Raw genomic sequence first — 22,624 nt, forward strand, 5'->3', positions numbered from 1 at the left:
CCCCCGCGCGGATCGTTTCGCTTTCTTTAGCGGAGGGTCAACGATTGTCCCCGCGCGGCCATTAGCTGTTGGCAGGCCATCAGCGCCGACAGGCTGACTCCGGCAGTGCCTTCTCCGGGGTAGATCGAATCACCGCAGAGCCAGAGGTCAGGCATCGGCGTGCGGCTGGCGAGGCCAAAGGGGCCAAAGCGGCTGGGGTGTTGGCCGAGCCCACCAACGATTCCCTGGGGCCGTCCGGTCCAGTGGGCAAAGGCCCTGGGGGTGGAGAGCTCGACGTGATTCCAGGCGTCTGACGGGAAGCCGAGCCAATGCTCGAGCGTGCTGCACATCTTCTGCAGCGCGCTGGCCTTGCGTTCCTGGTGTTCCGTTTCCGATAGATCAACCCATCGATCTGGGTCGGTGAACACACTGGCGATCACGGTGGCTTGACCTTTCGGGGCACGACCATCTCCATCTCGGCTGATGGACACGAACAGGGAGCCAGGATCCTGCCCATCCCGTTGCAGGTGGGCGGGGCAGTCAGCAGGCAAGCAATCACGATTCACCGCGCCGTAAAGCACCAGTGCACCGCTCGGTGCTTTCAACCTGTTGATGCGCTGCTTGTATCCCTCAGGCATCGGCGTCAGCGCTGGCAGGCATTGGGGCGGAAGACTGCTGATCAACTCGTTGCAGTGCAAGCTCTGGCGACGACCATCGGGATGTTGGCTGTGCACACGCCATCCGTCCGCGTCGCAGCGTTCCAGCTGGGTGACCCGCTGGCGCAGTTGAATCGTGCCTCCGTCACGGCGCACCGCACCGGCGAGTTGCTCGCTCAACACCTGCATCGATCCCTGCAGATGCCAAAGCCCCAGGGGGGCTTGCACCATTTGCAGCACGGTGGCGCCGTAGAGCGCTGCGGTGCGCTCACAGGGCTCTTGGGAGTACAGCCGCAGCTGGAGGTCGAGGAAGCGGCGCAGGCGTTGTTGCTGAGCGCAGCCGGTGAGTCGCAGCAGATCCGCTACGGTCATCAGACTGAATGGGGCGCTGGCCAGGGTGCCGAGTCCGACGGCTTGCAGGGTGCGCTGGAGATCCCAGCCGCTGCGGACCGGTAGCACTGGATCCTGTTCGGCAAACGACCAGTTGTGGCGGTGCAGCCAGGCACAGAGGGCCCAGAACCGTTCTGAACCAGGAAATTGCCGCAGCCGTTCCTGGTGCCAGCGGGTCGGCTCGTGCCAAATCCTGATCGGATCACTGCCGTCGGCGAGATCCACAACGCAGCCGGGATCGAGCTGCTCTGCAGCGGGGAGCGGCAACTGCAGGTGGCGGAAGATGCGCGCATGGCTGCCACCGACCTCAAAGCCTGCGACCTGGGTGGCGCCGACATCAAAGGTGTAAGGCCCTCGCCGGAACGTACCGGCGCAGCCGCCTAGTTGGTGATGCGCCTCGAGCAGGGTCACGCGGGTGCCTGCATGGGCGAGCAGGGCGGCAGCGGTGAGACCGGCGATGCCACCGCCGATCACGATCACGTCCTGGTCGTGCTCCATGGCGGCATGCTGGCAGTGCAGCGGGTGGGGCCGTGGATGCAGCCTGAATTGGAACGACTCCTGAAGGCCGATTCGGCGTTGTTGGCCGGGGCCAGCCTGGATCAGTGCCATGCCCTTGGTGGGGGCTGCAGTCAGCAGGCCTGGCGGTTGCAGCTCAGCGATGGTCGCTGTTTGTTTGCGAAGCAGGGTGACGCGGCGATGCTTGAAGCCGAGCAGATGGGTTTGGCTGCGCTGCATGCCGCTGCGGATCCTGCCGACCTGGTGGTGCCTGAGCCTTTGGCGCTGTTGGTTGACTCAGCCGGCTCCGCTCTGTTGGTGCTGCCTTGGCTCGAGCAGCAATCGGGGGATCAGCAGGCTCTCGGCCGTGGTCTGGCTCGGTTGCACCGCCGCTCGCTTGCGCAGGGTTGTGGACGTTTTGGCTGGGCGACGGATGGATTCATTGGACTGGGCCCCCAGCCCGCCGGTTGGCGAGATCACTGGGGTGAAGCATTTGTGGAGTTGCGGTTGCGTCCTCAGCTTCAGTTGGCTCGCTCCTGGGGGCTTTCGTTGGCGCCGCTGGAGTCCTGGCTTGCCAGGCTCGCAGAGCTGTTGGACCAGCACGGAGCCGAACCGGTTCTCGTGCACGGGGACCTCTGGGGAGGCAATGCCGGTGTGCTCGGCGATGGCCGCGGCCTCTTGATTGATCCGGCCAGCTGGTGGGCTGATCGTGAGGTGGATATCGCGATGACCCACCTCTTTGGTGGCTTCAGCCGATCCTTCTATACGGCATATGAGCAGGAATGGGCCCTCGCACCAGGGGCTTCAGATCGTGTCGCGATCTACAACCTCTATCACCTGCTCAATCACGCCAATCTGTTTGGCGGTGGTTATCAGCAACAAAGTCGCCAAGCCATCCGCCATCTTCAGCAGCAGTTTGGCTGAATCAGCCGAGATACTCCTTCCGCAGCGTTTGGACGCGGTTCACCAGGGCAGAGCGCTTGTCGCTGGTGGTGAGGTTTTTCCAGCTCCATTGGCCGACAACAACCACACCCAGCAGTTCCAACAAACCGGGAACAACAGGCAGGAGATTGATGGTGTCGAGGATGCCCTTGATCAGAATCTGGGCAACGATCACCGCAGCAAAAATGCCGACCACTTTGCCCATACGGCCGACCTGGTTCCAGTCGACCTGGTCGAGGGTGGCGTTCACCTTGCCCAGCACTTCGCTGTAGCGCTCAGTGAAATTGATGGTTTCGCTGGTGCTGCCTGCGTCGCTCTCAGAGGTGGTCTGCGAGGTTGCAGGATCCTGGACTGCGGTGGTGTCCTCACTCATGAGCCTGATGCGCAAACCAAATGTTGGTTGAGCGTATCGGTCAACCTGCAGAAACGCCATGGTCGTTGGCGTTCGATCCCGAAGTGCTCATCATTCTGCGCAGCACCCTCCAGGTCGCGTTGCCCGAAGAGGGTTGTGCACTCTTACTGGGATGCCGGCAGCCTTCGGGGTGGCTGCTCCAGCACATCTGGCCCTGCCGCAATGTCTGGCACCCAGGCATCGCAGCGTTGCCGGAAGCAGTAGGGGAATGCATGGATGGCACCCCGCCTCCGTCCCGTTGCAATCGGTTCGCCTTGGATCCGCGGGAGCAGCTGTTGGCGCAGCGTTGGGCGCGGCAACGCGGCTTCGACGTGATTGGGACTGCCCATTCCCACCCCCAGGGGAATGCGACCCCATCCCGGCGCGATCGGGACTGGTTGCGCTTCCCGTCGTTGATGGTGATTCAGGGGGCTGACCTGCGGCTGCGGGCCTGGTGGCTCGAACCTGAGACGGCCCTTTGCACGGCCCTGGTGAAAGACACTGACGAAAGTGATCTCCCACTGCGCAGTGTCTGATGACCCCGGGTTCCCATCCAACCTCAGTGCTGATCTCAGCGCAGAGGAACGGGCCCGCTACGCCCGGCATCTGACCCTGCCCGAGGTGGGGCTTGAGGGTCAACGCTGCCTGAAGGGGGCATCCGTGTTGTGTGTGGGCAGTGGTGGCCTGGGATCCCCTCTGCTGCTCTACTTGGCTGCCGCCGGAGTCGGCCGCCTCGGAATTGTGGATTTCGATGTGGTCGACCACTCGAATCTGCAGCGACAAGTCGTCCATGGCACGGCCACGGTCGGAATGGCCAAAACGAGCTCAGCGCGGCATCGGATTGAGGACCTCAACCCCCACTGCCGTGTCGAGGAGCACAACCTGAAGCTCACGGCAGCCAATGCTCTCGAGCTGCTGGCCTCCTACGACTTGGTCTGTGATGGCACCGATAACTTCCCTAGCCGCTACCTGATTAACGATGCGTGCACCTTGTTGGGCAAACCTTGCATCTATGGCTCTGTTCAGGGATTTGAGGGGCAGGTGAGCGTGTTCAACCTCACCGCCTCCAGCCCTAACTATCGCGATCTGGTGCCTGAGCCTCCACCGCCAGGTCTGGTGCCCTCCTGTGCCCAGGGAGGTGTTCTGGGTGTGATGCCGGGTCTGATTGGGATCCTGCAGGCCACGGAAGCCATCAAGGTGATTACTGGAATCGGCAGGCCACTCGATGGGCGCTTGCTGCTGGTCGATGGGCTGGCCATGCGTTTTCGCGAGTTGCAACTGCAACCGATCCCTGGCCGGCCTCAGGTCAAGCAACTGATTGACTACGAAGCGTTCTGCGGCGTGACTGGCGCCGCATCTGAAGAGGTGGCTGCCATGGACAGCATCAACGTGCAGGAGCTCAAACAGCGCCTTGATGGGGGCGAGGCCCTCGTGCTGCTCGATGTGCGCAATCCGCCTGAAGCGGAGGTGGCGGTGATCCCCGGAGCCGAATTGATTCCCCTGGCCACGATCGAAAGCGGTGAAGCGGTTGAGCGGATTCGCGACCTCGCTGCGGGCAAGAGTCTTTACGTGCATTGCAAGCTCGGGGGGCGCTCCGCCAAAGCCGTGGCCCTGCTGGCAGGGCATGGGATCGATGCCATCAACGTGGCCGGGGGGATCGACGCCTGGTCGCAGCAGGTGGATCCCACTGTTCCCCGCTATTAATCGCGAAACGTCTCAGTAATCCACGCCGCGCTTGAGGTCGACCCCTTGCTCGGCGTAATGCTTGTGGCACACCATCTCGGAGTGGACACTGGCGAGATCGAAGTAGGCGGGAGGGTTCTTGCAGCGGCCGGTGATGATCACTTCGGTCTCGGCCGGTTTACGCAGCAGCGTTTGCATGATCGGCTCCACCGGCAGCAGTTCGAGATCCACGCTCGGGTTGAGCTCGTCGAGAATGACCGTTTTGTAGAGGCCGCTGGAGATGGCAGCGCGGGCAATTTCCCAGGCCCGTTCCGCTTCCACGTAGTCGATCGGTTCCTGCTGGCCTCGCCAGACGATGGCGTCGCGGCCGGAACGCAGATGGTCGACCAGGTGGGGGTAGCTCTCCCGTAGGGCCGCGATGGCGGCGTCTTCGGTGTAGCCGGTGCCGCCTTTGAGCCACTGGAGAATCAGCACACGATGGCTCTTGTCCTGGCTGATACCGCGCCCGATCGCTTGCAACGCCTTGCCAAGAGCGCTGGTGGATTTGCCCTTGCCTTCTCCGGTGTAGATCTCGATCGCTCCCTGCGCATCGAACCGTTGCGCATCCCCCGGGTCGGGGCGGCGGTGGGCGCGCATTTCTGAGTGCAGATCCGCCATCTGCACCAGAGGCCGGGGTGCACCCCGGCCAGTGACGATGATTTCCATCCCCTCAGGCCGAGCCTGCAGGCTGCGCACCACATCATCGATGTCAAGCAGCCCGAGATCCAGCACGGGATTCAGCTCATCGAGCACCACCACGGAATAGAGGGCACTGGCGATGGCGCCCTTGGCGATGTCCCAGCCCCGCTGCGCTTCCTGGCGGTCGAAACGGGTGACATCCTCCGCTCCAAAATGCTCACCGCGGCCGGTGCGCACCTGATCGATCAGATGGGGGAAGCCCTGTTGAAGGGCTTCGATCGCGGCGTCTTCGTCGTAAGCACGACCCGGGCCCTTGAGAAAGCGCAGCAAAAGCACCCGGGTGCGGCGCTGTTCGCAGATGCCCAGACCGATGGTGCGCAAGACGACGCCAAGGGCGGCCTGGCTCTTGCCTTTACCCTCGCCGTCATACACGTGCAGTTGCCCGAGACTGCGCTCACGGCTGTCAGCGGCGGTGACGATGCCGACGGCTGGTCTGCGATTCCCTGCCATGGACCGACCGGACGTTCCCGGAGCTTACCGAGTGCAGGCCTTTTGCGGTGTTCTGACCGGCACGGCGTTGCCGATGGCCACCAATGCCTAGCTTGGCGCCAGAATTCACTCCTGCCAGGCGCCCGTGGTTGAAGTCAACGCATCGTCGCCGGGGGTGCCGTCCACAGGGTCGCTGATGCGTCAGCTCGAGCCGTTGCAGGCAGATGACCAACGTCAGTTGGAGCGTCTGCGCCACGAGATCCGTGCCTACGGGCGGGTCGTTGTGGCGTATTCCGGCGGGGTGGACAGTGCGCTGGTGGCCACCATCGCCCAGGAGCAGTTGGGTGCCCAGGCCACGGCGATCACGGGCGTTTCTCCCGCTCTGGCTCCCCATTTGCTGCAGGAAGCCCGCCAGCAGGCGGCCTGGTTGGGCCTGCGCCATCAGGAAGTGGCCACCGAAGAACTCAAGGATCCGCACTACAGCAGCAACCCCACCGACCGCTGCTTTGCCTGCAAACGGGAGTTGCATCGCCACCTGGGGCCTCTGGCCGCGGCGGCCGAGGGGGCGCAGGTGCTTGATGGTGTCAACGCCGACGACCTCAGTGACCACCGGCCAGGCATCCAGGCGGCTCGGGAGGCTGGGGTGATGTCTCCCTTGGCGGATCTCGGCATCACCAAAATGCAAGTCAGAGAGCTGTCGAAGGCGCTGGGGTTGCCGTGGTGGGATAAGCCAGCCCAACCCTGTCTGGCCTCACGTTTCCCCTATGGAGAGGGAATCAACGCCGAACGCCTGCAGCGGGTCGCCCAGGCCGAGGCGTGGTTGATCGCCCGCGGCTTCGCTGCAGTGCGGGTGCGCAGCCAGGGCCTGGCAGCTCGCATTGAGGTGCCCGCCGATCAGATTGTGGCCTTGGCGCAGCATCCGGAGCGGGATGCGTTGGTGGAGGCGTTTTTGGATCTGGGATTCACGGCCGTCAGCCTGGATTTGGAGGGGTTGGTCAGCGGCAAACTCAATCGCTGAAGCGGTCGTGATTGGTGTCGCTTCGTCGCGGGGGTGTGACGGCCGACGGCAGGGTTGGACCGCTCTGGATACCTTCCCAATAGAAGCACTCCTTCCATGGGGATTCATCGCTCCAGGCATCACCTGATCGACAGCGGCGAGCAGGCGCTCGTCGATGCGATGGTCGATCCCCTTCCGCGGGATCACTTCCCTGTCGATGGCCGCGCTGCGGACACCACCGTTCAACTGCTGAAGGAAGAGTTGTTGCTTGATGGCAACAGCAAGCAGAACCTGGCCACGTTTTGCCAGACCTATCAGGGCTCTGCAGCGATGGAACTGATGGCCCTCGGCGTGGATAAAAACCTGATCGACAAAGACGAATACCCCCAGACCGCTGAGGTGGAGCGTCGTTGCGTGTCGATGATGGCCGATCTGTGGAATGCCCCGGGGGAGGCTATTGGGTGTTCCACCATCGGCAGCAGCGAAGCCTCAATGCTGGGGGGGATGGCCGCGAAATGGCGGTGGCGCAAGAAGCGACAGCAGGCAGGCCTGCCCACCGATCAACCCAATATGGTTTGCGGCAGCGTGCAGATCTGTTGGAAGAAATTTGCCCGCTACTGGGATATCGAGATGCGGGAGCTGGAGATGCGTCCCGGAGATCTGTGCATCACCCCTGAGCGGGTGCTGGAGGCCGTGGATGAAAACACCATCTTTGTGGTGCCCACGCTGGGGGTGACTTATCACGGCCTTTACGAGGATGTGGAGGCCATCAGCCGTGCCCTCGACGACTACCAGGCCCGCACCGGCATTGACATTCCGATTCACGTCGATGGAGCGAGTGGTGGTTTTCTTGCTCCGTTCTGTGCCCCTGATCTGCCGCCCTGGGATTTCAGGCTGGAGCGGGTCAAGTCGATTAATGCATCAGGCCACAAGTTCGGTCTTGCCCCCTTAGGTGTGGGTTGGGTGATGTGGCGTAGTCCGGAGGATCTGCCCGATGAGCTGGTGTTTCACGTCAGCTATCTGGGTGGCGACATGCCCACGTTTCAAATCAACTTCTCACGGCCTGCCGGGCAAGTGATTGCGCAGTACCACGAGTTTGTGCGTCTCGGCCGCGAGGGTTACCGGCTCCTGCATCAGGCCAGCCACAGCAATGCGCAATACGTCGCCAAGGCCCTCGGGCAGATGGGGCCTTTCCAGCTGATTCACGACGGCGCACCTGAGAAGGGCATACCCACGGTGGTGTGGACGCTCAAGGAGGGGGTGGACCCCGGGTTCAACCTCTATGACCTTGCGGATCGGCTGCGGATGCGTGGTTGGCAGGTGCCGGCTTATCCCTTCACCGGCGATCTCGCCCATCATGCGTTTCAACGCATCCTGGTGAAGCGCGATTTCACCCGCGAAATGGCCGATCTGCTGCTGGATGACATCCGGACGGCATTGGCCCATTTCCAGAAGCACCCGATCACCAGCAATCTGCAGGCATCGGAAGCGGCGTCCTACAACCACCTCTGATCCAAGCCAGTTCAGCGCCATCAAAAACCCGTGGTCAGCGGATGCCGGCCACGGGTTTGGAGGTTTTTGTGTGCTGCCTGTGTTCAGGCCAGCGACGCGATCAATTGGGGATCGCGCTGCGCATTGGCCACGGCTGCTGGAGTTTCCCGCAGGAAGCTCTTGAGCTGGTGGCGTTGAGCGCCAAGGGCGCAGCGCAGAACATCACAGGCCCGTTCGGGCATGGTGTGATCGCCGCAGGTGAACACATCAACAGCTGCGTAGCCGTTTTCAGGCCAGGTGTGGATGGAGATGTGGGATTCAGCCAGGAGAGCCAGTCCCGTCACGCCCTGCGGTTCGAACCGGTGGGTGATCAGGTTGAGCAGGGTTGCACCAGCACTTTTGGCTGCTGTGGTGATGGTGTCCCTGAGGAAGGCTTCGTCGTCGAGCTTGGCGTGGTCGCAGTCGTAAAGCTCGAGAATGCAGTGTTTGCCCACCATATCGGTGGCACTGGGCGCAGTGGAACTGAGGGCCGAAGGGGTTGCTCCGCCGCCCCATCCCGGGTTGGGATGCAGGCAAGACAGGTTCTGCTTCATCAGGATTCAGATGAAAAGAGTTCGTAACGTTACCTCAGGTTTCCTTCAGGTTTCAACGTTCCTGCGTCCACCACCTGGGATTGCCTGCACCAGTCCCCTTCGAAGGCGTCCAGGTGGGTGGCGCTGACAAGGCATTGGTGCTCGTCGCCCACAGCTTCCAGCAGGGTGAGCTGGCGTTCGGGGTCCAGCTCGGCCAGCACGTCATCCAGCAGCAACAGAGGCGGCTGACCCCACAGTTCCCCCACGAGTTCCAGTTCCGCTAGCTTCAGGGCCAGCACCAGGGTGCGTTGCTGGCCAGCCGAGCCGAAGCGCCGGGCTGGGTTGCCATTGAGGTCGAGGCTGATCTCATCGCGGTGCGGCCCGACCCGGCAACTACCCAGTCGCTCCTCCTCGCTGCGCTGCAATTTCAGTTGTTCGCCAATCGCTAATCGCCAGGGTTCTTCCGCTTCCTCCCCTTCCAGCCGGCTGCCCGGTTGATAACGCAGGGTCAGCTGTTCGTTCCCTTGGCTGAGATGGGTCTGCCACTGGCTGGCCAAGGGCTCCAGTCGGGCCAGGGCTCGGCGTCTGCGGCGGTGGATCCGGGTGCTGATCAGCGCCATCTGCAGGTCAAAAGTGTCGAGCAGAGCGTCCCGTTCCGCCGAGGGCATCCCGCGTCCACGACGCCAGAGTTGGGCGCGCTGACGCAGCAGCCGGCTATAGCGACTGATCAGCTCGGCATAGATCGGCTCCAGCTGCAAGACCACGCGATCCAGCCATGACCGACGCAGTGCCGGTTCGCCGCGCACGAGATGCAGATCGAGGGCGCTGAAGCCTACGCAGCGCAGCGGTCCGATCAGATCCAGCTGACGTTCCAGGTTTTTGCCGTTGCGCTTTGCTTGACGACCTCCTTTGCGTCGCAGCTGGAGCTCCAGCTCGTCGTGATCGACGGTGCGGGCCTTGAGCCGTGCTTCGCGGGCATCCCAATGGATCAGGTCTTGATCTTGGCTGGCCCGGTGCGACCGCAGGCTGCCGAGCAGCTCGACCGACTCCAGCAAATTGGATTTCCCCACACCATTGCGACCAATCACCAAGAGGCGAGGTGCCTCAATCTCCAGCTGCAAATTGCTGTAGTTGCGAAACCCCTGCAGTTCCAGCTGGAGAAGCCGAATGGGTCCGGGTGCGGCGTGTCGCTAAGGTACCTGCACCGGAGCGGCCTGCGGGCTGACTTCACGCAGCGGCATCAGCCGATGTGGGCATGTAGCTCAGTTGGATAGAGCATCAGATTCCGGTTCTGAGGGTCGCAGGTTCGAGTCCTGCCATGCTCGTGATCAGGCTCCACCGGTTATCGGAGCCTTAACCCCATGGCTCTGATGCCACCGGGGTCCAGTACAAAACCTTGGCTCTTCAGGGCTTCCAGTGCTGCTGGGGGAGCGGCAATCGAGATGCTGCATCCAGGCAACTCCTTGCGCAGGCTGCTCAATGACCTGTGCACCAGCACCGCCAGGAGCGCGGCCTGATGGGGGCCTGGGCGGGCCGCCAGATTCCACAAGTTGGCGTTCAGTGCCTTGTCGCTGGTGATGCGTACAAACCCCATCAGTTCGCCGCTTTCGCAGTCAAGGATGCAGAGTTGGCCATAGCTGTTCTGCAAGGCGGCGGCCCATCGATCAGCGGGAGGGATCGCTTCATTGCATGCCGCTAAGAGCTGATTGATAGCTTCAGCTGAGGGGATGTAGTCGTTGCGGAGTTCAAAGCCCCCGGGCAGGGCGGGGGCTGGGGGTTGCTGACGAAAGGGAAGGAAGGACACTCAGCCTGTGTTGCGCATGCCGGCAGCGATGCCATTGATGGTGAGCAGCGCCCCGCGCAACAGTTCGCTGCGGCTGTAAGTGCGGCCATCGCTATCACCTGACGTTGCCTCCCGCATGGGGGGCTGCCGGTTTTGGTCGCGCAGGCGGCGCAGTAACGCGACCTGCAGGAATCCAAGCGGCACAATCGTGCGATTGCGCAGATCGACAGACAGTTGGAGGCCAGGATCGCCATCGAGTAGACGTTCCTGACCGGTGATGTCGAGCACCAGCTGGAGCGTGAGGGCATGCTCGCGAGCAATGGTGCTGTAGATGCGCTCGAAGGCGTCGCGGTGCTCGCTGCGGCCCAGGCTGGTCACGTAGTGACGGGCCAGTTCGAGATCCACCTTGGAGAGAGTCATCTCCACTTTGGAAATCAACATTCGGAAGAAAGGCCAGCGTTGATGCAATCGCCGCAGGACATCCAGTTGTTCGGGGTCTGAAGCCACTTCTTCTGCCAAGGCCGTGCCGACACCAAACCAGCTGGGGAGCAGGAAACGACTTTGGGTCCAGCCGAACACCCAAGGGATGGCTCGCAGACTGGAGAGATCCTTCGCCCCCGTTTTGCGCCGTGCTGGGCGACTGGAGATCTGCAGTTTGCTGATTTCTTCGATCGGTGTGACCTGCTGGAAGAAGGCCACCAGATCGGGATTGTCATGCACCAGAGCCCGGTAGTGGCTGCGTGATCGCGCGGCGAGTCGGGCCATCAGTTCGTTCCAGCTCGGGGTGGCATCGAGCTGGTTGGTGACCAGGCTGTTTTGCACAACAGCGGTACTCACCGTCTCGAGGTTGTACAGCGCCAGTTCGGGCAGGCTGTATTTCGACGCCAGCACTTCACCCTGCTCGGTGATCTTGATACGACCCTGAAGCGTGCCGCTTGGTTGGGCGAGGATGGCCTGATAGGCCGGGCCACCACCACGCCCCACCGAGCCGCCCCGACCATGGAACAGACGCAGGGCCACACCGTGGCGGCTGGCCAGGTCTTGAAGGGCAATCTGGGCTTGGTGAATCTCCCAGTTGCTGGAGAGGAAGCCTGAGTCTTTGTTGCTGTCGGAATAGCCCAGCATCAATTCCTGCAGGGGCTGCACGTGCTCACCGACTTGGGGCAGGAGCTTGCGGTAGAGGGGGTTCTCGAACAGCTGCTCCATCACCGCAGGAGCGCGCTGGAGATCCTCCACGGTTTCAAACAGGGGAACGACCAGCAGATCGGCATGCTCGGCGGCCGGATCCACAAGGCCAGCTTCTTTGGCAAGGAGCAGCACCTCGAGCAAATCCGAAGCGGAGTTGCTCATGGAGATCACATAGGTCCGGCAGATGCGACTTCCGAACTCCTCCTGCAGGCGATGCAACATGCGGAAGACGGCAATCGTCTCCGCGGTGCCGGGGGACCATTGAACAGCCGGTGGAATGAGAGGGCGGCGTGTCTGCAGTTCCTCCAGCAACCAGGTCACGCGTTCGCTCTCATCCATGTCCTCGTAGGACTTGGGAAGCCGCAAGTAGCGGGTGAGTTCGTCGAGGGCGTCGCTGTGGCGGGTGCTCTCCTGGCGAATGTCCAGGCTGGCCAGGGAGAAGCCAAAAATGTGCACCTGCGTCAGCAAGGTGTCGAGTGGTTCGCAGCTCAGCTCGGTGCTCACCAGGCTGTTGCGGATCAGTTCGAGGTCACTGCGGAATTCAGCGACAGAGCCGTAGTGGAGTTCCTCTTGGCCGCCGGGGGTGGTGCTGTTGGCCACAAGCCCTTCGGTGGGGGTCTGCCAGCCGGCTTCCGCCAATTGCTTGTTGCGCAGCTGCGTCAGCCGGAGGCGCTCCAGCATGTAGCTGAGCTTGAGGCGGTAGGGCTCCAGCCGATAGCGCGCTGCCCGCTCCTCATAAACATCCGGGAAACGCAGCCGATCCATTTCCAGTGACTCGAGCAGTGGGGCGCTCACCTGGCTCCACTGCATGGAAATACTGAGCTGGTCGCGCAGGGCCTGGACGGCGGCGATGTAGCGCTCCAGCATCAACTGGCGCTGATAACAAGATGTTCTCCAGGTGATTTCAGGAGTCACCGAAGGGTTGCCATCGCGGTCGGATCCCACCCAGGAGCCGAAGGTGCAGAAAGCGGAGGGTGGAAGACGAACGTCGGGATAGCTGCTGGCCAGGGCGCTGCTGATGCGACGACGCAGTTGGGGCATCGCATCGAAGAGCACCTGCTGGAAGTAATGGAGGGCGTAATCGACCTCGTCCAGCACCGTGGGTTTGAACTGGTGCAGCTCGTCGGTGCGCCACCAGAGGCGGATCTCTTCTTCTAACTGCTGCCGCAGACTGGAACTTTCACTGCTGCTGACGGCTGGTGTGGCCTGCAGCTGCTGCAGCAAGGTGGCCACCCGGCGCTGCTTATGGCGCACGGTGTGACGGACGATTTCGGTGGGGTGCGCGGTGAACACCAGCCGAATGTCCAGATTCTGGAGCAGTGCTTCCAGTTGGGCGGGGGGCACATTCAGGTGCCGCAGCCGCTCGAACAGTTCGCGGAACGTGGCTGGTTCGGTTTGGCTGGCTAGCGGCGGAGCGAAGGGGTCCACCGCTTCGGCATGGTCGTGGGAGCGGCTGATGCTCTCCAAATAGCTGTCTTCCTCAATCCGCTGCTCGAGGATGTTGACCAGCTGGAAGTAAAGAGAGAAAGCCCGCGCTGCGGCGATCGCTTCCACCAGATCCATTTCCCGGATCAGCTGGGCTACGGCATCACTGCTCACCGCAGCACCGTCGCTGGCCACCGGGTCACTGAGCTGCTTCATCCGCAGCAGACGCTCGGCCTGATCCGGCGGGCATTCACTGCGCAGCACCGTTTCCCACAGGTCCTCCACCAAGGCCAGACGCTGCTTTAGCAGCTGCCCACCGGCCTGGAAAGGCTCAGCGATCCCCGACCGGTCACTCTCAGGAGTCTGGGCGTGGGTCGAGAGCATCGAGGAAGGGTCCGAATCAGCTGAATCCATGATCATCCCAAAACGCCGGTTTGCTCTGCCTCGCCGCGTTCCTCATCAGCCATGGTGCGAATTCCGGCTTGGAGTACTTCTGGGAGGGTGGCGCCTGAGTTGACCGCTGCCAGCCAGCGCATCGCCTGGTTTCCATCCTGAAGCACGCGATGGATCGGCTCGAGCTGCTGGATAAGGCCGAGTTCCTCAGCCAGAGGACTGACCGTCTCACAGAGTTCCGCAATCCAGTCACGGCAGAGCAGCGAGCGACCATCACGCCAGTGGTGCAGCGGCGCATCGAGGCTGGCGCGGGCCGCTGCCGCATCATTGGCATCGCTCAGGCTCTGCAGTTGCTCAGGGCTGAGCTGGCTGGCGCGGAAAGGATCAAAGCGTTCAGGAGACTCGATCACCATCAACACCCGCAGCTCCAGAAGGGTGGTGACCGCCAGCAGTAAGCCAGAGTCGGTGATCAGATCACAAATGCGCAACTCCAGGCGATTCAGGTCGAGAGGGCGGCTCGGACCATTCGGCCGCACCGAGGTCCAGAGGTGCCGCACGTTGTGCATCGTTCCGGCTTGCAGTTGCTCGTCGACCCAGCGGATGTAATGCCCATGGTCCTGAAACAGGGGGACGGACGATGGCGTGAGGGGAAATTGCAGCCACCGTTGGGAGTGGACGCCGGTGACCGCGCCACCGAGAAAGGGTGAGCTGGCACTCAGAGCCAGCAGGAGTGCCGCCTCACAGCGAATCAGTCGCAGTGCGGTGAACAGGGCGCTCGTGTCATCGATGCCCAGATTGATGTGAATGCTGGCGGTCACCACCCTGGTGCCGTAGGTGGCTTCGATCAGGGAGTGATAAGCATTGCCCGGGTTGGAGCGTTCAAACCGGTTTGGGTCTCCCAGGCTGAGAGTGCTGCCTGGAAGCAAGGTCAGAGCCCTTGCTTCCAACCACGCACGCAACTGGCGTCTGGGCGCGAGCAGGGCTTCGCTGAGCGGGGCATAGTTGTACTCCGGGGCCGTGATGTATTCGAGGTTGCGGTTGTCGGGCTCGGTGACGAACCCTTCAAGCGCTCGCGCTGCTTCTGCGGCGATGCCGACGTTTTCCCCGCTGGGGTTGCCTGTGAACAGCTCGATTTCAAAGCCTTTGAGCAGCAGCGATCCCGTCATGCCGATGGATCCTCGAGGCAGGCGAGGGCGGTGAGCATGCCCTTGGCCTTGTTGAGTGTTTCCTGGTATTCCGCCTCAGGCTTGGAATCGGCCACCACTCCGGCGCCTGCTTGCACTTGAATCCTCCAGCCACCTTCGGGATGGGGGCGCACCACCATCGTGCGGATGGTGATCGCAGTGTTGAGAGCACCTGCCAGATCGACTGACCCATACACCCCTGAATAGGGACCGCGGGCATCGGGTTCGAGCTCGTTGATCAGTTGCATCGCTCGGATCTTCGGAGCACCGCTGACCGTGCCGGCGGGGAATGCGGCCATCAATAAATCCCAGACGTCGTGCTCGGCGGCCAGGCGACCTTCCACCTGGCTGACGATGTGCATCACATGGGAGTAACGCTCGATCACCATCAGGTCCTTGACCTCGACGGAGCCCGGTTGGCACACCCGGCCAAGGTCATTGCGGCCCAGATCCACCAGCATCACGTGCTCGGCCCGTTCCTTGGGGTCGGCCAGCAGATCGGCCTCGAAGTTGCGATCCTCCAGTTCCGAATGGCCTCGCGGGCGGGTGCCGGCGATTGGTCGCAGGCTTGCCTTGACCCCTCCCGGGACTGGGTCGGCCTTGACCATCACCTCGGGGCTGGAGCCGATCAGCTGCCAGTCGCCGAAGTCGAAGAAGGCCATGTAGGGCGATGGATTCACCATCCGCAGGCTGCGATAAAGCTCCAGAGGCTTTTGGGGCACGCGAGCCTCAAGGCGCTGGCTGAGCACGAGTTGGAACACATCACCCGCTGCGATGTGGTCGCGTCCCCGCTCCACGGCGGCTTCAAAATCTTCGCGGCTGCGGTTGCTGATGGTCTGTGGCGAGTTCTGGCTGGTGGGTTGCCAGCGCAGCGGGCGGATCGCTGGCAACGGTGCCGCCATTCGCTCCTCCAGACGCGAAATGCGGGCCATGGCGTCATTCCAAGCCGCTTCCGCACTGGGCGGATTGCTGCCACTGAGGTCGCCGTAGGCCACGGCTGTGATCAGCCGTTTCACCTGATCGAAAATCAAGATGCTGTCCATCAGCATCCAGACGCCATCGGGAGGAGATCCTTCCGGCAGGGGATGGGTGGGCACGGAGGGTTCGATCCAGCGGATCAGTTCGTAACTCCAGATGCCGAACAACTGGCCGATCGACGGCAGCCCCGGTAAGGCCCCAGGTTGGTAAGGAGCAAGTGCTTCACGCAGCACATCGAAAGGATTGCCGCTCAGTTGCTCGCAATGGCCATCACGCCACTGCCGTTGAATCTCGTCATTGCGGACCGTGAGGGTCCAGAGCGGATCGCAGGCCACCACGCTGTAGCGACCGAGGGTTTCACCACCCTCAACGGATTCCAATAAAACACCTGGAGGACGTCCCTCTCCCACTTTGAGCCAGGTGGTGAGGGGGGTCTCCAGGTCTGCCGGCCAGCTGCGTGCCACGGGAATAAACGTGGCACCAGCGGCTGCGGCCTCAAGGAACGCGGCGCGGTCGGGGCTGAGCATTAAGGGATTGTCGCAGCCCTAACCGACGCTTGTCGACGGGATCAGGCGTCGAAGGTGTTCCGACCGCTGAACTTGATGTTTGCGGGGTTGGTGTTCTCGCCAATGCGGCGGGGGTTGTGGCCCACCATCTGGCGACCTTCGTTCACCTTCTCGGGGAACACACCATCGCTGGGATGCAGGAACTCGGTGTCGCCACCAGGGAAGATCCGGTAGATCTTGTAGTCCTCGATCCGGGGCTTGAACTTGGTGCGCAGCTGGGTGCCAAGGGCCAGGCACTGCTCTTTGCGGGCGAAATACATGATGTTTTCGCCTTGGCTCATCATCGCTGCGCCACCTGTGGGCAGCTCAAAAGCCTGCGCAGAGGAGCTGGTCCAGGTGATGGCGTACTTCTCTTCAGTCTCCGCGGCATTCAGAAGTCCACCGGTGCTGCCGATGAACTGGGGGAGCTGACCGTTCAACGCCGTTGCTGTCATGGCTGTCCTCGAAAAATCGGCATGCCGTTACGGCTGGAAAGTAGCACCGTGATTCGGTCCTGATCCCCTGTGCCGTCAGCAAGCTTCACACCCGTCAACATTGTCAGGCCACAGGGAAGAACACCGTCAGCCCGCGGTCCCGTTGCTGAATCAGTCGTCCTCCCAGGCTGGCCAGGAGTCGGCGGGTCGCGCCCTGGCTGAGTTGCAGGCTGCCGGTGCCTGGATTCCAGCTCAGCACCGGCCCCAGCTCTGCGGTGCGTTCGGCTGTGTTGTCTGCGGCGCGTCCATTGCGCACCTGGCCGCGGAGATGCAGCTTGAGACGCGCGCCAGCGGGCCGCAGTTGGATCAACAACTGGGCGCCGTCGGGAAGGCCGCGGCTGCTGCGGTCGATCAGGCCGCCGAGCATGGGTTCAAGCCGTCCGGGATCACTCAGCACCGCCGGCAAATTGGCGCTCAGGTCGAGCTGAAGGGTGATGCCCCGCCGCTGCAACTGCTGCTCCCATCCCGGAGCCAGATCCTTAAGCATGCGCCCCAGGTCGGTGCGAGCGAGGTCTCCGGGTGGGGGCGGTTGCCGTTGAAGTTCTGCGGCATGGAAGATCAGCCCGAAGCGATCGATCTGCTCGGTGCATTCGCTGTCAATCTGTTGCAGCCGGCTCATCACCACAGCTGGAAGGTCTTTTCGGCGCAAGAGGGATCGGATCAGGGTGCGGATGGTGGCTAGGGGTGTCCGGACTTCGTGGGTGATCGCCTCCAGCAACGACAGCTCCGCTTCCGCGGGATCGTTGCTGGTGTCTGGCTCTCGAAGGGTCTGAAGCGTCAGGCTGGGCGCCATCGAGGCCAGGCGTTCCGCCAGGCCTGGCCAGAACCGCTGGCCGAATTGTTCGCTGCTCTGCAGTGGGCCGAGTGCTCCGATGGCGCGCCTTAGGGCCATGGCTTGCTCAGGGGCCTGATCCTGCAGGCGTTGATCCAGCATGGCCAGCAGGGCTCCCAGGGTTTCTGGGTCGGAGCGCATCAGCAATTGGCGCCGGTTGCTGTCTCCATGCAGCGCTAAGGCCACCTGGCGCTCCGCGGTGATCACGATCAGCAGCGGGTCAAGGCCATCGCTGTCCAGCAGGGACAGGCGTTGATAGGGGCTGCTTGTTGTGCTGTTTTGATCGGCGCGATGCAAGCGATCCGGCGGCAGGAGGGCGCTGGGCCCACCTGTGTTCAGCTGGAGTTGATCCGGGGTCCAAACCCATCCCTCGAATCCAGCGAGCAGGTCGGGGTCGTAAAGCGCAGGTAGGGGGGCTGCGATCCAGACACCACGCGGGGGGGTGTGGGTGCCAACGGGCAGCAGTTCGGCCTGAATCGTTTCCAGCGCTGCCCACCAAAGTCGGCGGGCGGTGGCATCGTCGACGCGTCCAGTGTCCAGCCCTTCAGCCATTCGGGCTTGGAGGGTCTGCAGCGTGATCGTGGCTCTCACCGCAACTGCTGAATGCGGCTGCGACGTGCAACCGAAAGGCAAAGGCCAAGGGCGATGAAGTTCACGACCATCGCCGAGCGGCCGTAGCTCATGAATGGCAGTGGGATCCCCGTCACGGGGCCAAGGCCGATGGTCATGAAGATGTTTACCACCACCTGAAACATCACCATGGTGGCCACTCCGATCACAACCAGGGATTCGAAGTCGCTGCGCGCGCGGTTGGCGATTTGGACCAACCGCGCCATCAATGCAGCAAAGCCCACCACAACAAGGACAGTGCCGATGTAACCGGTTTCCTCCCCCAGGGCACTGAAGATGAAGTCGGTGTGCTGCTCAGGGATGAAGCGCAGCTTGGTGAGTTGGCCCTGAAGGAGACCTGTGCCGAACCAGCCTCCGGAGCCGATCCCTACCGTGCTCTGCAGCAGGTGATAACCGCCGCCGAGTGGGTCTTTGCTTGGGTCGAGGAACAGCACTAGTCGGTCGCGCTGGTAATCCTTCAGACCGTGCATCCACAACCAGGGTGTAACGGCTGCCACCCCTCCCTGGATGAGCAAGACGGTGGCTGTGGCTAGGCGCTTCCAGGGCAGTGAGCGGTAGGCGATCACCATCATCAGCGGTACCCAAAGGGCGAGAGCCCAGGGGATGAGTCCTGCCAAAAGAGCCGTTCCCAGTGGGGCCAGCAACAGGACGAGCCATTCGAAAGGCATCCCTGACCAATAGAGCATGGTCAGCAGGAGTGCTCCGAACACCAACGACGTGCCGAGATCAGGCTGGATAAACACCAGCGCCCATGGAATGGAAATCACACCAAGGGGGCGGAGGAGATCCACCGGTCGCTCCACTGGATAGCGATCGAGTACAGCGGCTAACAGAAGAATGGCGGCCAGCTTTGCGAACTCAGAAGGCTGAACATTGAATGGTCCAATGCTGATCCAGCGCTGGGCCCCTAGTGCAGACGTGCCGATGAACCGAACAGCGATCAAGCTGATCACCGTGACGATGTAAATCGGAAGTAGAGGGGGCTTGAGGCGTTCAAGCCTTAAGTTCGCGAACAACAGTGCGATCCCACAACCAACGAGTGCTGTCGCCAGTTGCGATAACCAGAATTGGCTGTTGATGAATGCAAGAACTCCGACAAAGCTGAACTGGAACGACGAGAATCCTTCGATTGCCTCCTGGCGCTCAATGCTGAGGATCAGGAAGCTCGAGACTCCCACCATGGCCAGGGGCACGCCCCACAGCACGAGTTCGAAGTCGTTGCGGCGACGCAGTGACGAGCCCGTTCGGGACTGAAGACTCTGTCGACGTCGCCGAAGACCCCCGAGCATGGTTAAGCAGTGGCTCCAACCATCGTGGTGACGTCTTGAGCAAGCTGCTTGAAGCTCGCTGCACTTGCTGAATCGGGCTGGCTGATCACGATCGGACTGCCCTGGTCTCCCCCAGTGAGGACTGGCATCTCCAGGGGCACCTGAGCCAGAAGCGTGGTCTCGAATTCATCAGCCAATGTTTGTCCGCCTCCTTCGCCGAACAGCGCATACCGCTTCTCTGGCTGATCGGGAGGGATGAAGGCGCTCATGTTCTCAACCACGCCGAGCACGGGAATCGACATCTGCCGGAACATGGCCAGGCCGCGACGGGCGTCCTGCAGGGCCACTTGTTGAGGCGTGGTCACGATCACGACGCCAGCCATGGGGACGGCTTGGGCCAGCGAGAGTTGGGCGTCACCAGTGCCGGGTGGGAGGTCGACCACGAGCACATCGCGTTCTCCCCAGGTGACCTGATACAAGAACTGACGGATGATGCCGTTCAGCATCGGTCCGCGCCAGATCACCGGTTGATCCGGGTCGATCAGAAGACCCATCGAGACCATGGCCACGCCACAGCTCTCAATGGGAGTCATCCGTTGTTCGCTGCCGCTGCCTTCCACTTCGGGCGTGCGATCCGCAACCCCCAGCATCGTGGGGGCATTGGGTCCATAGATGTCGGCATCGAGAAGACCAACCCGCAATCCCTGACGGGCCAGGGCGCAAGCCAGGTTCACAGCCACGGTGCTCTTGCCAACGCCGCCTTTGCCACTGCTGACGGCGATCACCTGCTTCACGCCAGGAATGGGTTGCCGTTCCGCCACCTGACCGTGGCCTGCCTGGCCGATGCCCCCGGGCTGAGGACTGCTCTGCTGCTGAGCGGGAGAGCCCAGTTCGATCTGCACATCATCGATGCCATTGAGCTGCAGCAATCGCTCGCGACTCTCCTGGGCAATGCGTTCCCGCTGGCCCTGGGCAAAACTGGGCAGGTTCAGGCGAATGACAGCGCGAGGTGGTGCGATTCGGATGTTGTCGATCCAGCCGAGATCGAGAGCCGGGCGTCCAGTTCCGGCATCCAAAATCTGCTTCAGCGCTGTGGTGGCCTGCTCTGCGGTCGCCATGAAACCCGTGCGTTGAGCGGGATCCTAGGTGTGGGCTCCCGTGACAGTCCTTCACGGCCTCTTGTCGGGAGAGGGCACGGGCTGAAAAGGTTCCTGTCAGTACCTGCAGCAATTGATCCATGGTTCGTTCACTGCTGAGGCGCCTGAAGGGTTCGTCCTCCTCCGCCCCCAGTGCAGCGTCCGGTAATGGCGCTGCAGCACCGATGTCTCCACCACCAGCTGATTCCAGGGAACGGGCTCGTGCTCTGGTGATGGGGCTCCAGGACGAGATTTGTGCAGGTCTGGAGGCCCTCGATGGTGTGGGCCGCTTCCAGGAGGAAAGCTGGGATCGCCCCGAGGGCGGCGGTGGCCGCTCTCGTGTCATGCGCGAGGGGCGCATTTTTGAACAAGGCGGCGTGAACTTTTCGGAGGTTCACGGCCAGGAGTTGCCGCCGTCCATCCTCAAGCAGCGTCCTGAGGCGAAGGGGCATCCCTGGTTCGCCACCGGCACCTCGATGGTGTTGCACCCCCGCAACCCCTATGTGCCCACGGTGCACCTCAATTACCGCTACTTCGAGGCAGGACCGGTGTGGTGGTTCGGCGGTGGTGCCGATCTCACGCCCTTCTATCCGTTCCTCGAAGACGCCCGCCATTTCCATCGCACCCATAAGCAAGCGTGTGATTCGGTGAGCACCGACCTGTATCCGGTGTTCAAGCCCTGGTGTGACGAGTATTTCTTCCTCAAGCACCGCAATGAAACCCGCGGTGTGGGCGGAATTTTTTACGACTACCAGGACGGCAACGGCCAGCTTTACAAGGGTCAGAACCCTTCAGGACCTGCTGCAGACGTTGCCAAGGCCACGGGGTCTCGTCCTCTCAACTGGGAGCAGCTCCATGACTTGGCCAAGGCCTGTGGTCAGGGATTCCTGCCGGCCTACACCCCGATCGTTGAGAAGCGGCACCCTCTGGCCTATGGCGAACGGGAGCGTCAGTTCCAGCTCTACCGCCGTGGCCGTTACGTCGAGTTCAACCTGGTGTGGGACCGCGGCACGATCTTTGGCCTGCAGACCAACGGCCGCACGGAGTCGATCCTGATGTCACTGCCACCCCTGGCACGCTGGGAGTACGGCTTCACGGCAGAAGAGGGGTCGCGCGAGGCTCTGCTCACGGACGTGTTCACCCGTCCTCAGAACTGGTTCGAGGATCCTTCTCTGGAGGAGCGTTGCCGTCCACATCAGGCGGTGAACTGACCTCCATGGGAGGTGCTGGCGGTAATCCATTGAGGATGGCGTCAGTGACCCGTCGGGCAATCGCATCGAGTGTTGCCTGACGGGTTTTGGGGTCCCGCAGTCGTGTCTCGAGTCGGCCCTCAAGCTTGCCGATTTCCAGGATGCCGATGCCGCGCTTCGGCGCACCGAGGCCCCCGCGGAACATCAGCGGGTAACGCCCGAAACTGACCGCCAGGCTTTCATCGATCGTGCTGGGGTGGCGGCGAATGGCAGGAATTAATCCGGATCCGTATCCATCACGGCCGTAGGCATCGAAATGAATCTCGAGCGCATAGCCGCCGCTGCCCACATGCTTCTTTCCCACTGACCAATTGGTGCTGGGATGGTTGCCGTTGGCAATGGTGAGCGCCGGTGGGGTGTAGGCCCTGATGTTGAGGCCGCGGCGACGTCCGTGCTGCACAACTGCATCGCGCACCTTCAGGTTCCAATACAGCTCATCACGCATGCGGGGATCCATGGGTTTTGCCCCATGGAGGTCAACGGCGGCACCGGAGGTGCCGGACCCCTGCATCCTTTGAGAGTCGGCATGGCCGGCCAGCATCAGAATTGAGATGGCCCTGTTGGGACGTGTTGTCCCCTTCCAGCTGGCCTTCAGTTGCACTCTTGGGCCAAGCAGTGGGTCGGTGCTTGGGGGGCTGGGAGCCTCGGCCGCGGTGGCCAATCCGAGCGTGGCAGTTACCAATGCACCAGCAGCCAAGGCCATGGACAGCCGGCGACGGGAAATGGGGATGTGCCGAGAAATCGGCATGGGAGTT

Annotated in this window: 20 protein-coding genes and 1 tRNA gene; 7 read left to right on the forward strand and 14 right to left on the reverse strand. The window is 62.4% G+C overall.

Annotated features, from left to right (window positions below; genetic code table 11):
- Positions 1–26 precede the first annotated feature (26 nt).
- The gene (gene crtD / locus RS9916_RS12950; protein ID WP_038023832.1) at positions 27–1,523 is read right to left on the reverse strand and encodes a C-3',4' desaturase CrtD; all 1,497 of its coding nucleotides are present in this window, start codon (positions 1,521–1,523) and stop codon (positions 27–29) included.
- Here crtD and RS9916_RS12955 point away from each other — a divergent pair.
- Positions 1,449–2,444, forward strand: coding sequence for a fructosamine kinase family protein (locus RS9916_RS12955; RefSeq protein WP_232199596.1), 996 nt, complete (start codon positions 1,449–1,451; stop codon positions 2,442–2,444). The two genes, crtD and RS9916_RS12955, sit on opposite strands and share 75 nt — an antisense overlap.
- Position 2,445: 1 nt before the next feature.
- On the opposite strand, the gene RS9916_RS12960 is transcribed toward RS9916_RS12955, so the two are convergent.
- Complete coding sequence (locus RS9916_RS12960) at positions 2,446–2,835, reverse strand: CAAD domain-containing protein (RefSeq protein ID WP_038024654.1); 390 nt, start codon at positions 2,833–2,835, stop codon at positions 2,446–2,448.
- Between the two features lie 20 nt (positions 2,836–2,855).
- On the opposite strand from RS9916_RS12960, the gene RS9916_RS12965 reads away from it, so the two are divergent.
- Positions 2,856–3,389, forward strand: a complete 534-nt coding sequence (locus RS9916_RS12965) for a M67 family metallopeptidase (RefSeq protein ID WP_083773071.1) — start codon at positions 2,856–2,858, stop codon at positions 3,387–3,389.
- Complete coding sequence (gene moeB / locus RS9916_RS12970) at positions 3,382–4,557, forward strand: molybdopterin-synthase adenylyltransferase MoeB (protein WP_007099903.1); 1,176 nt, start codon at positions 3,382–3,384, stop codon at positions 4,555–4,557. Before RS9916_RS12965 ends, moeB begins: the two co-directional genes overlap by 8 nt.
- Positions 4,558–4,569: 12 nt before the next feature.
- On the opposite strand, the gene RS9916_RS12975 is transcribed toward moeB, so the two are convergent.
- A complete protein-coding gene (locus RS9916_RS12975; RefSeq protein ID WP_007099904.1) occupies positions 4,570–5,724 on the reverse strand; it encodes a cob(I)yrinic acid a,c-diamide adenosyltransferase in 1,155 nt (384 codons plus the stop codon).
- Positions 5,725–5,899: 175 nt separating this feature from the next.
- Here RS9916_RS12975 and larE point away from each other — a divergent pair, with 175 nt between their 5' ends.
- Positions 5,900–6,721, forward strand: a complete 822-nt coding sequence (gene larE, locus RS9916_RS12980) for an ATP-dependent sacrificial sulfur transferase LarE (protein ID WP_038023835.1) — start codon at positions 5,900–5,902, stop codon at positions 6,719–6,721.
- A 96-nt stretch (positions 6,722–6,817) separates the two neighbouring features.
- Positions 6,818–8,212 (forward strand): glutamate decarboxylase, encoded by a 1,395-nt coding sequence (locus tag RS9916_RS12985; protein ID WP_007099906.1) that lies wholly within the window; start codon positions 6,818–6,820, stop codon positions 8,210–8,212.
- An 83-nt stretch (positions 8,213–8,295) separates the two neighbouring features.
- Here RS9916_RS12985 and speD read toward each other — a convergent pair whose 3' ends face one another.
- Both speD and recF read right to left on the reverse strand, forming a co-directional pair.
- Complete coding sequence (speD, locus tag RS9916_RS12990; protein ID WP_007099907.1) at positions 8,296–8,784, reverse strand: adenosylmethionine decarboxylase; 489 nt, start codon at positions 8,782–8,784, stop codon at positions 8,296–8,298.
- A gap of 29 nt (positions 8,785–8,813) precedes the next feature.
- Positions 8,814–9,911, reverse strand: a complete 1,098-nt coding sequence (gene recF, locus RS9916_RS12995) for a DNA replication/repair protein RecF (protein WP_038023838.1) — start codon at positions 9,909–9,911, stop codon at positions 8,814–8,816.
- A 103-nt stretch (positions 9,912–10,014) separates the two neighbouring features.
- On the opposite strand from recF, the gene RS9916_RS13000 reads away from it, so the two are divergent.
- A tRNA-Arg gene (locus RS9916_RS13000) sits at positions 10,015–10,088 on the forward strand.
- A 17-nt stretch (positions 10,089–10,105) separates the two neighbouring features.
- On the opposite strand, the gene RS9916_RS13005 is transcribed toward RS9916_RS13000, so the two are convergent.
- The 8 genes from RS9916_RS13005 to RS9916_RS13040 form a co-directional block, all read right to left on the reverse strand.
- Positions 10,106–10,567, reverse strand: coding sequence for a hypothetical protein (locus RS9916_RS13005; RefSeq protein WP_007099909.1), 462 nt, complete (start codon positions 10,565–10,567; stop codon positions 10,106–10,108).
- Positions 10,568–13,543, reverse strand: a complete 2,976-nt coding sequence (gene ppc, locus RS9916_RS13010) for a phosphoenolpyruvate carboxylase (protein ID WP_083773099.1) — start codon at positions 13,541–13,543, stop codon at positions 10,568–10,570.
- Between the two features lie 32 nt (positions 13,544–13,575).
- Positions 13,576–14,718: a glutamate--cysteine ligase gene (gene gshA / locus RS9916_RS13015; RefSeq protein ID WP_007099911.1), complete on the reverse strand. Its 1,143-nt coding sequence runs from the start codon at positions 14,716–14,718 to the stop codon at positions 13,576–13,578.
- Positions 14,715–16,241 carry an anthranilate synthase component I gene (locus RS9916_RS13020; RefSeq protein ID WP_007099912.1) on the reverse strand — a complete coding sequence of 509 codons (1,527 nt, stop codon included), beginning with the start codon at positions 16,239–16,241 and terminating at the stop codon, positions 14,715–14,717. Before RS9916_RS13020 ends, gshA begins: the two co-directional genes overlap by 4 nt.
- A gap of 41 nt (positions 16,242–16,282) precedes the next feature.
- A complete protein-coding gene (locus RS9916_RS13025) occupies positions 16,283–16,714 on the reverse strand; it encodes a photosystem I reaction center subunit II PsaD (protein ID WP_007099913.1) in 432 nt (143 codons plus the stop codon).
- A 103-nt stretch (positions 16,715–16,817) separates the two neighbouring features.
- On the reverse strand, positions 16,818–18,176 hold the full coding sequence (locus RS9916_RS13030; protein WP_007099914.1) for a HAMP domain-containing sensor histidine kinase: 1,359 nt from the start codon (positions 18,174–18,176) through the stop codon (positions 16,818–16,820).
- The gene (rodA, locus tag RS9916_RS13035) at positions 18,173–19,504 is read right to left on the reverse strand and encodes a rod shape-determining protein RodA (RefSeq protein WP_007099915.1); all 1,332 of its coding nucleotides are present in this window, start codon (positions 19,502–19,504) and stop codon (positions 18,173–18,175) included. The genes RS9916_RS13030 and rodA overlap by 4 nt, the downstream gene beginning before the upstream one ends.
- 2 nt (positions 19,505–19,506) lie before the next feature.
- Positions 19,507–20,601, reverse strand: a complete 1,095-nt coding sequence (locus RS9916_RS13040; protein ID WP_007099916.1) for an Mrp/NBP35 family ATP-binding protein — start codon at positions 20,599–20,601, stop codon at positions 19,507–19,509.
- 119 nt (positions 20,602–20,720) lie between these two features.
- On the opposite strand from RS9916_RS13040, the gene hemF reads away from it, so the two are divergent.
- Positions 20,721–21,830 carry an oxygen-dependent coproporphyrinogen oxidase gene (gene hemF / locus RS9916_RS13045; RefSeq protein ID WP_038023843.1) on the forward strand — a complete coding sequence of 370 codons (1,110 nt, stop codon included), beginning with the start codon at positions 20,721–20,723 and terminating at the stop codon, positions 21,828–21,830.
- Here hemF and RS9916_RS13050 read toward each other — a convergent pair.
- Positions 21,757–22,617 (reverse strand): N-acetylmuramoyl-L-alanine amidase, encoded by an 861-nt coding sequence (locus RS9916_RS13050; protein ID WP_232199597.1) that lies wholly within the window; start codon positions 22,615–22,617, stop codon positions 21,757–21,759. The two genes, hemF and RS9916_RS13050, sit on opposite strands and share 74 nt — an antisense overlap.
- Positions 22,618–22,624: the final 7 nt, after the last annotated feature.

This window comes from Synechococcus sp. RS9916 (genome assembly GCF_000153825.1).
In the GTDB taxonomy this organism is placed as follows: Bacteria; Cyanobacteriota; Cyanobacteriia; order PCC-6307; family Cyanobiaceae; genus Synechococcus_C.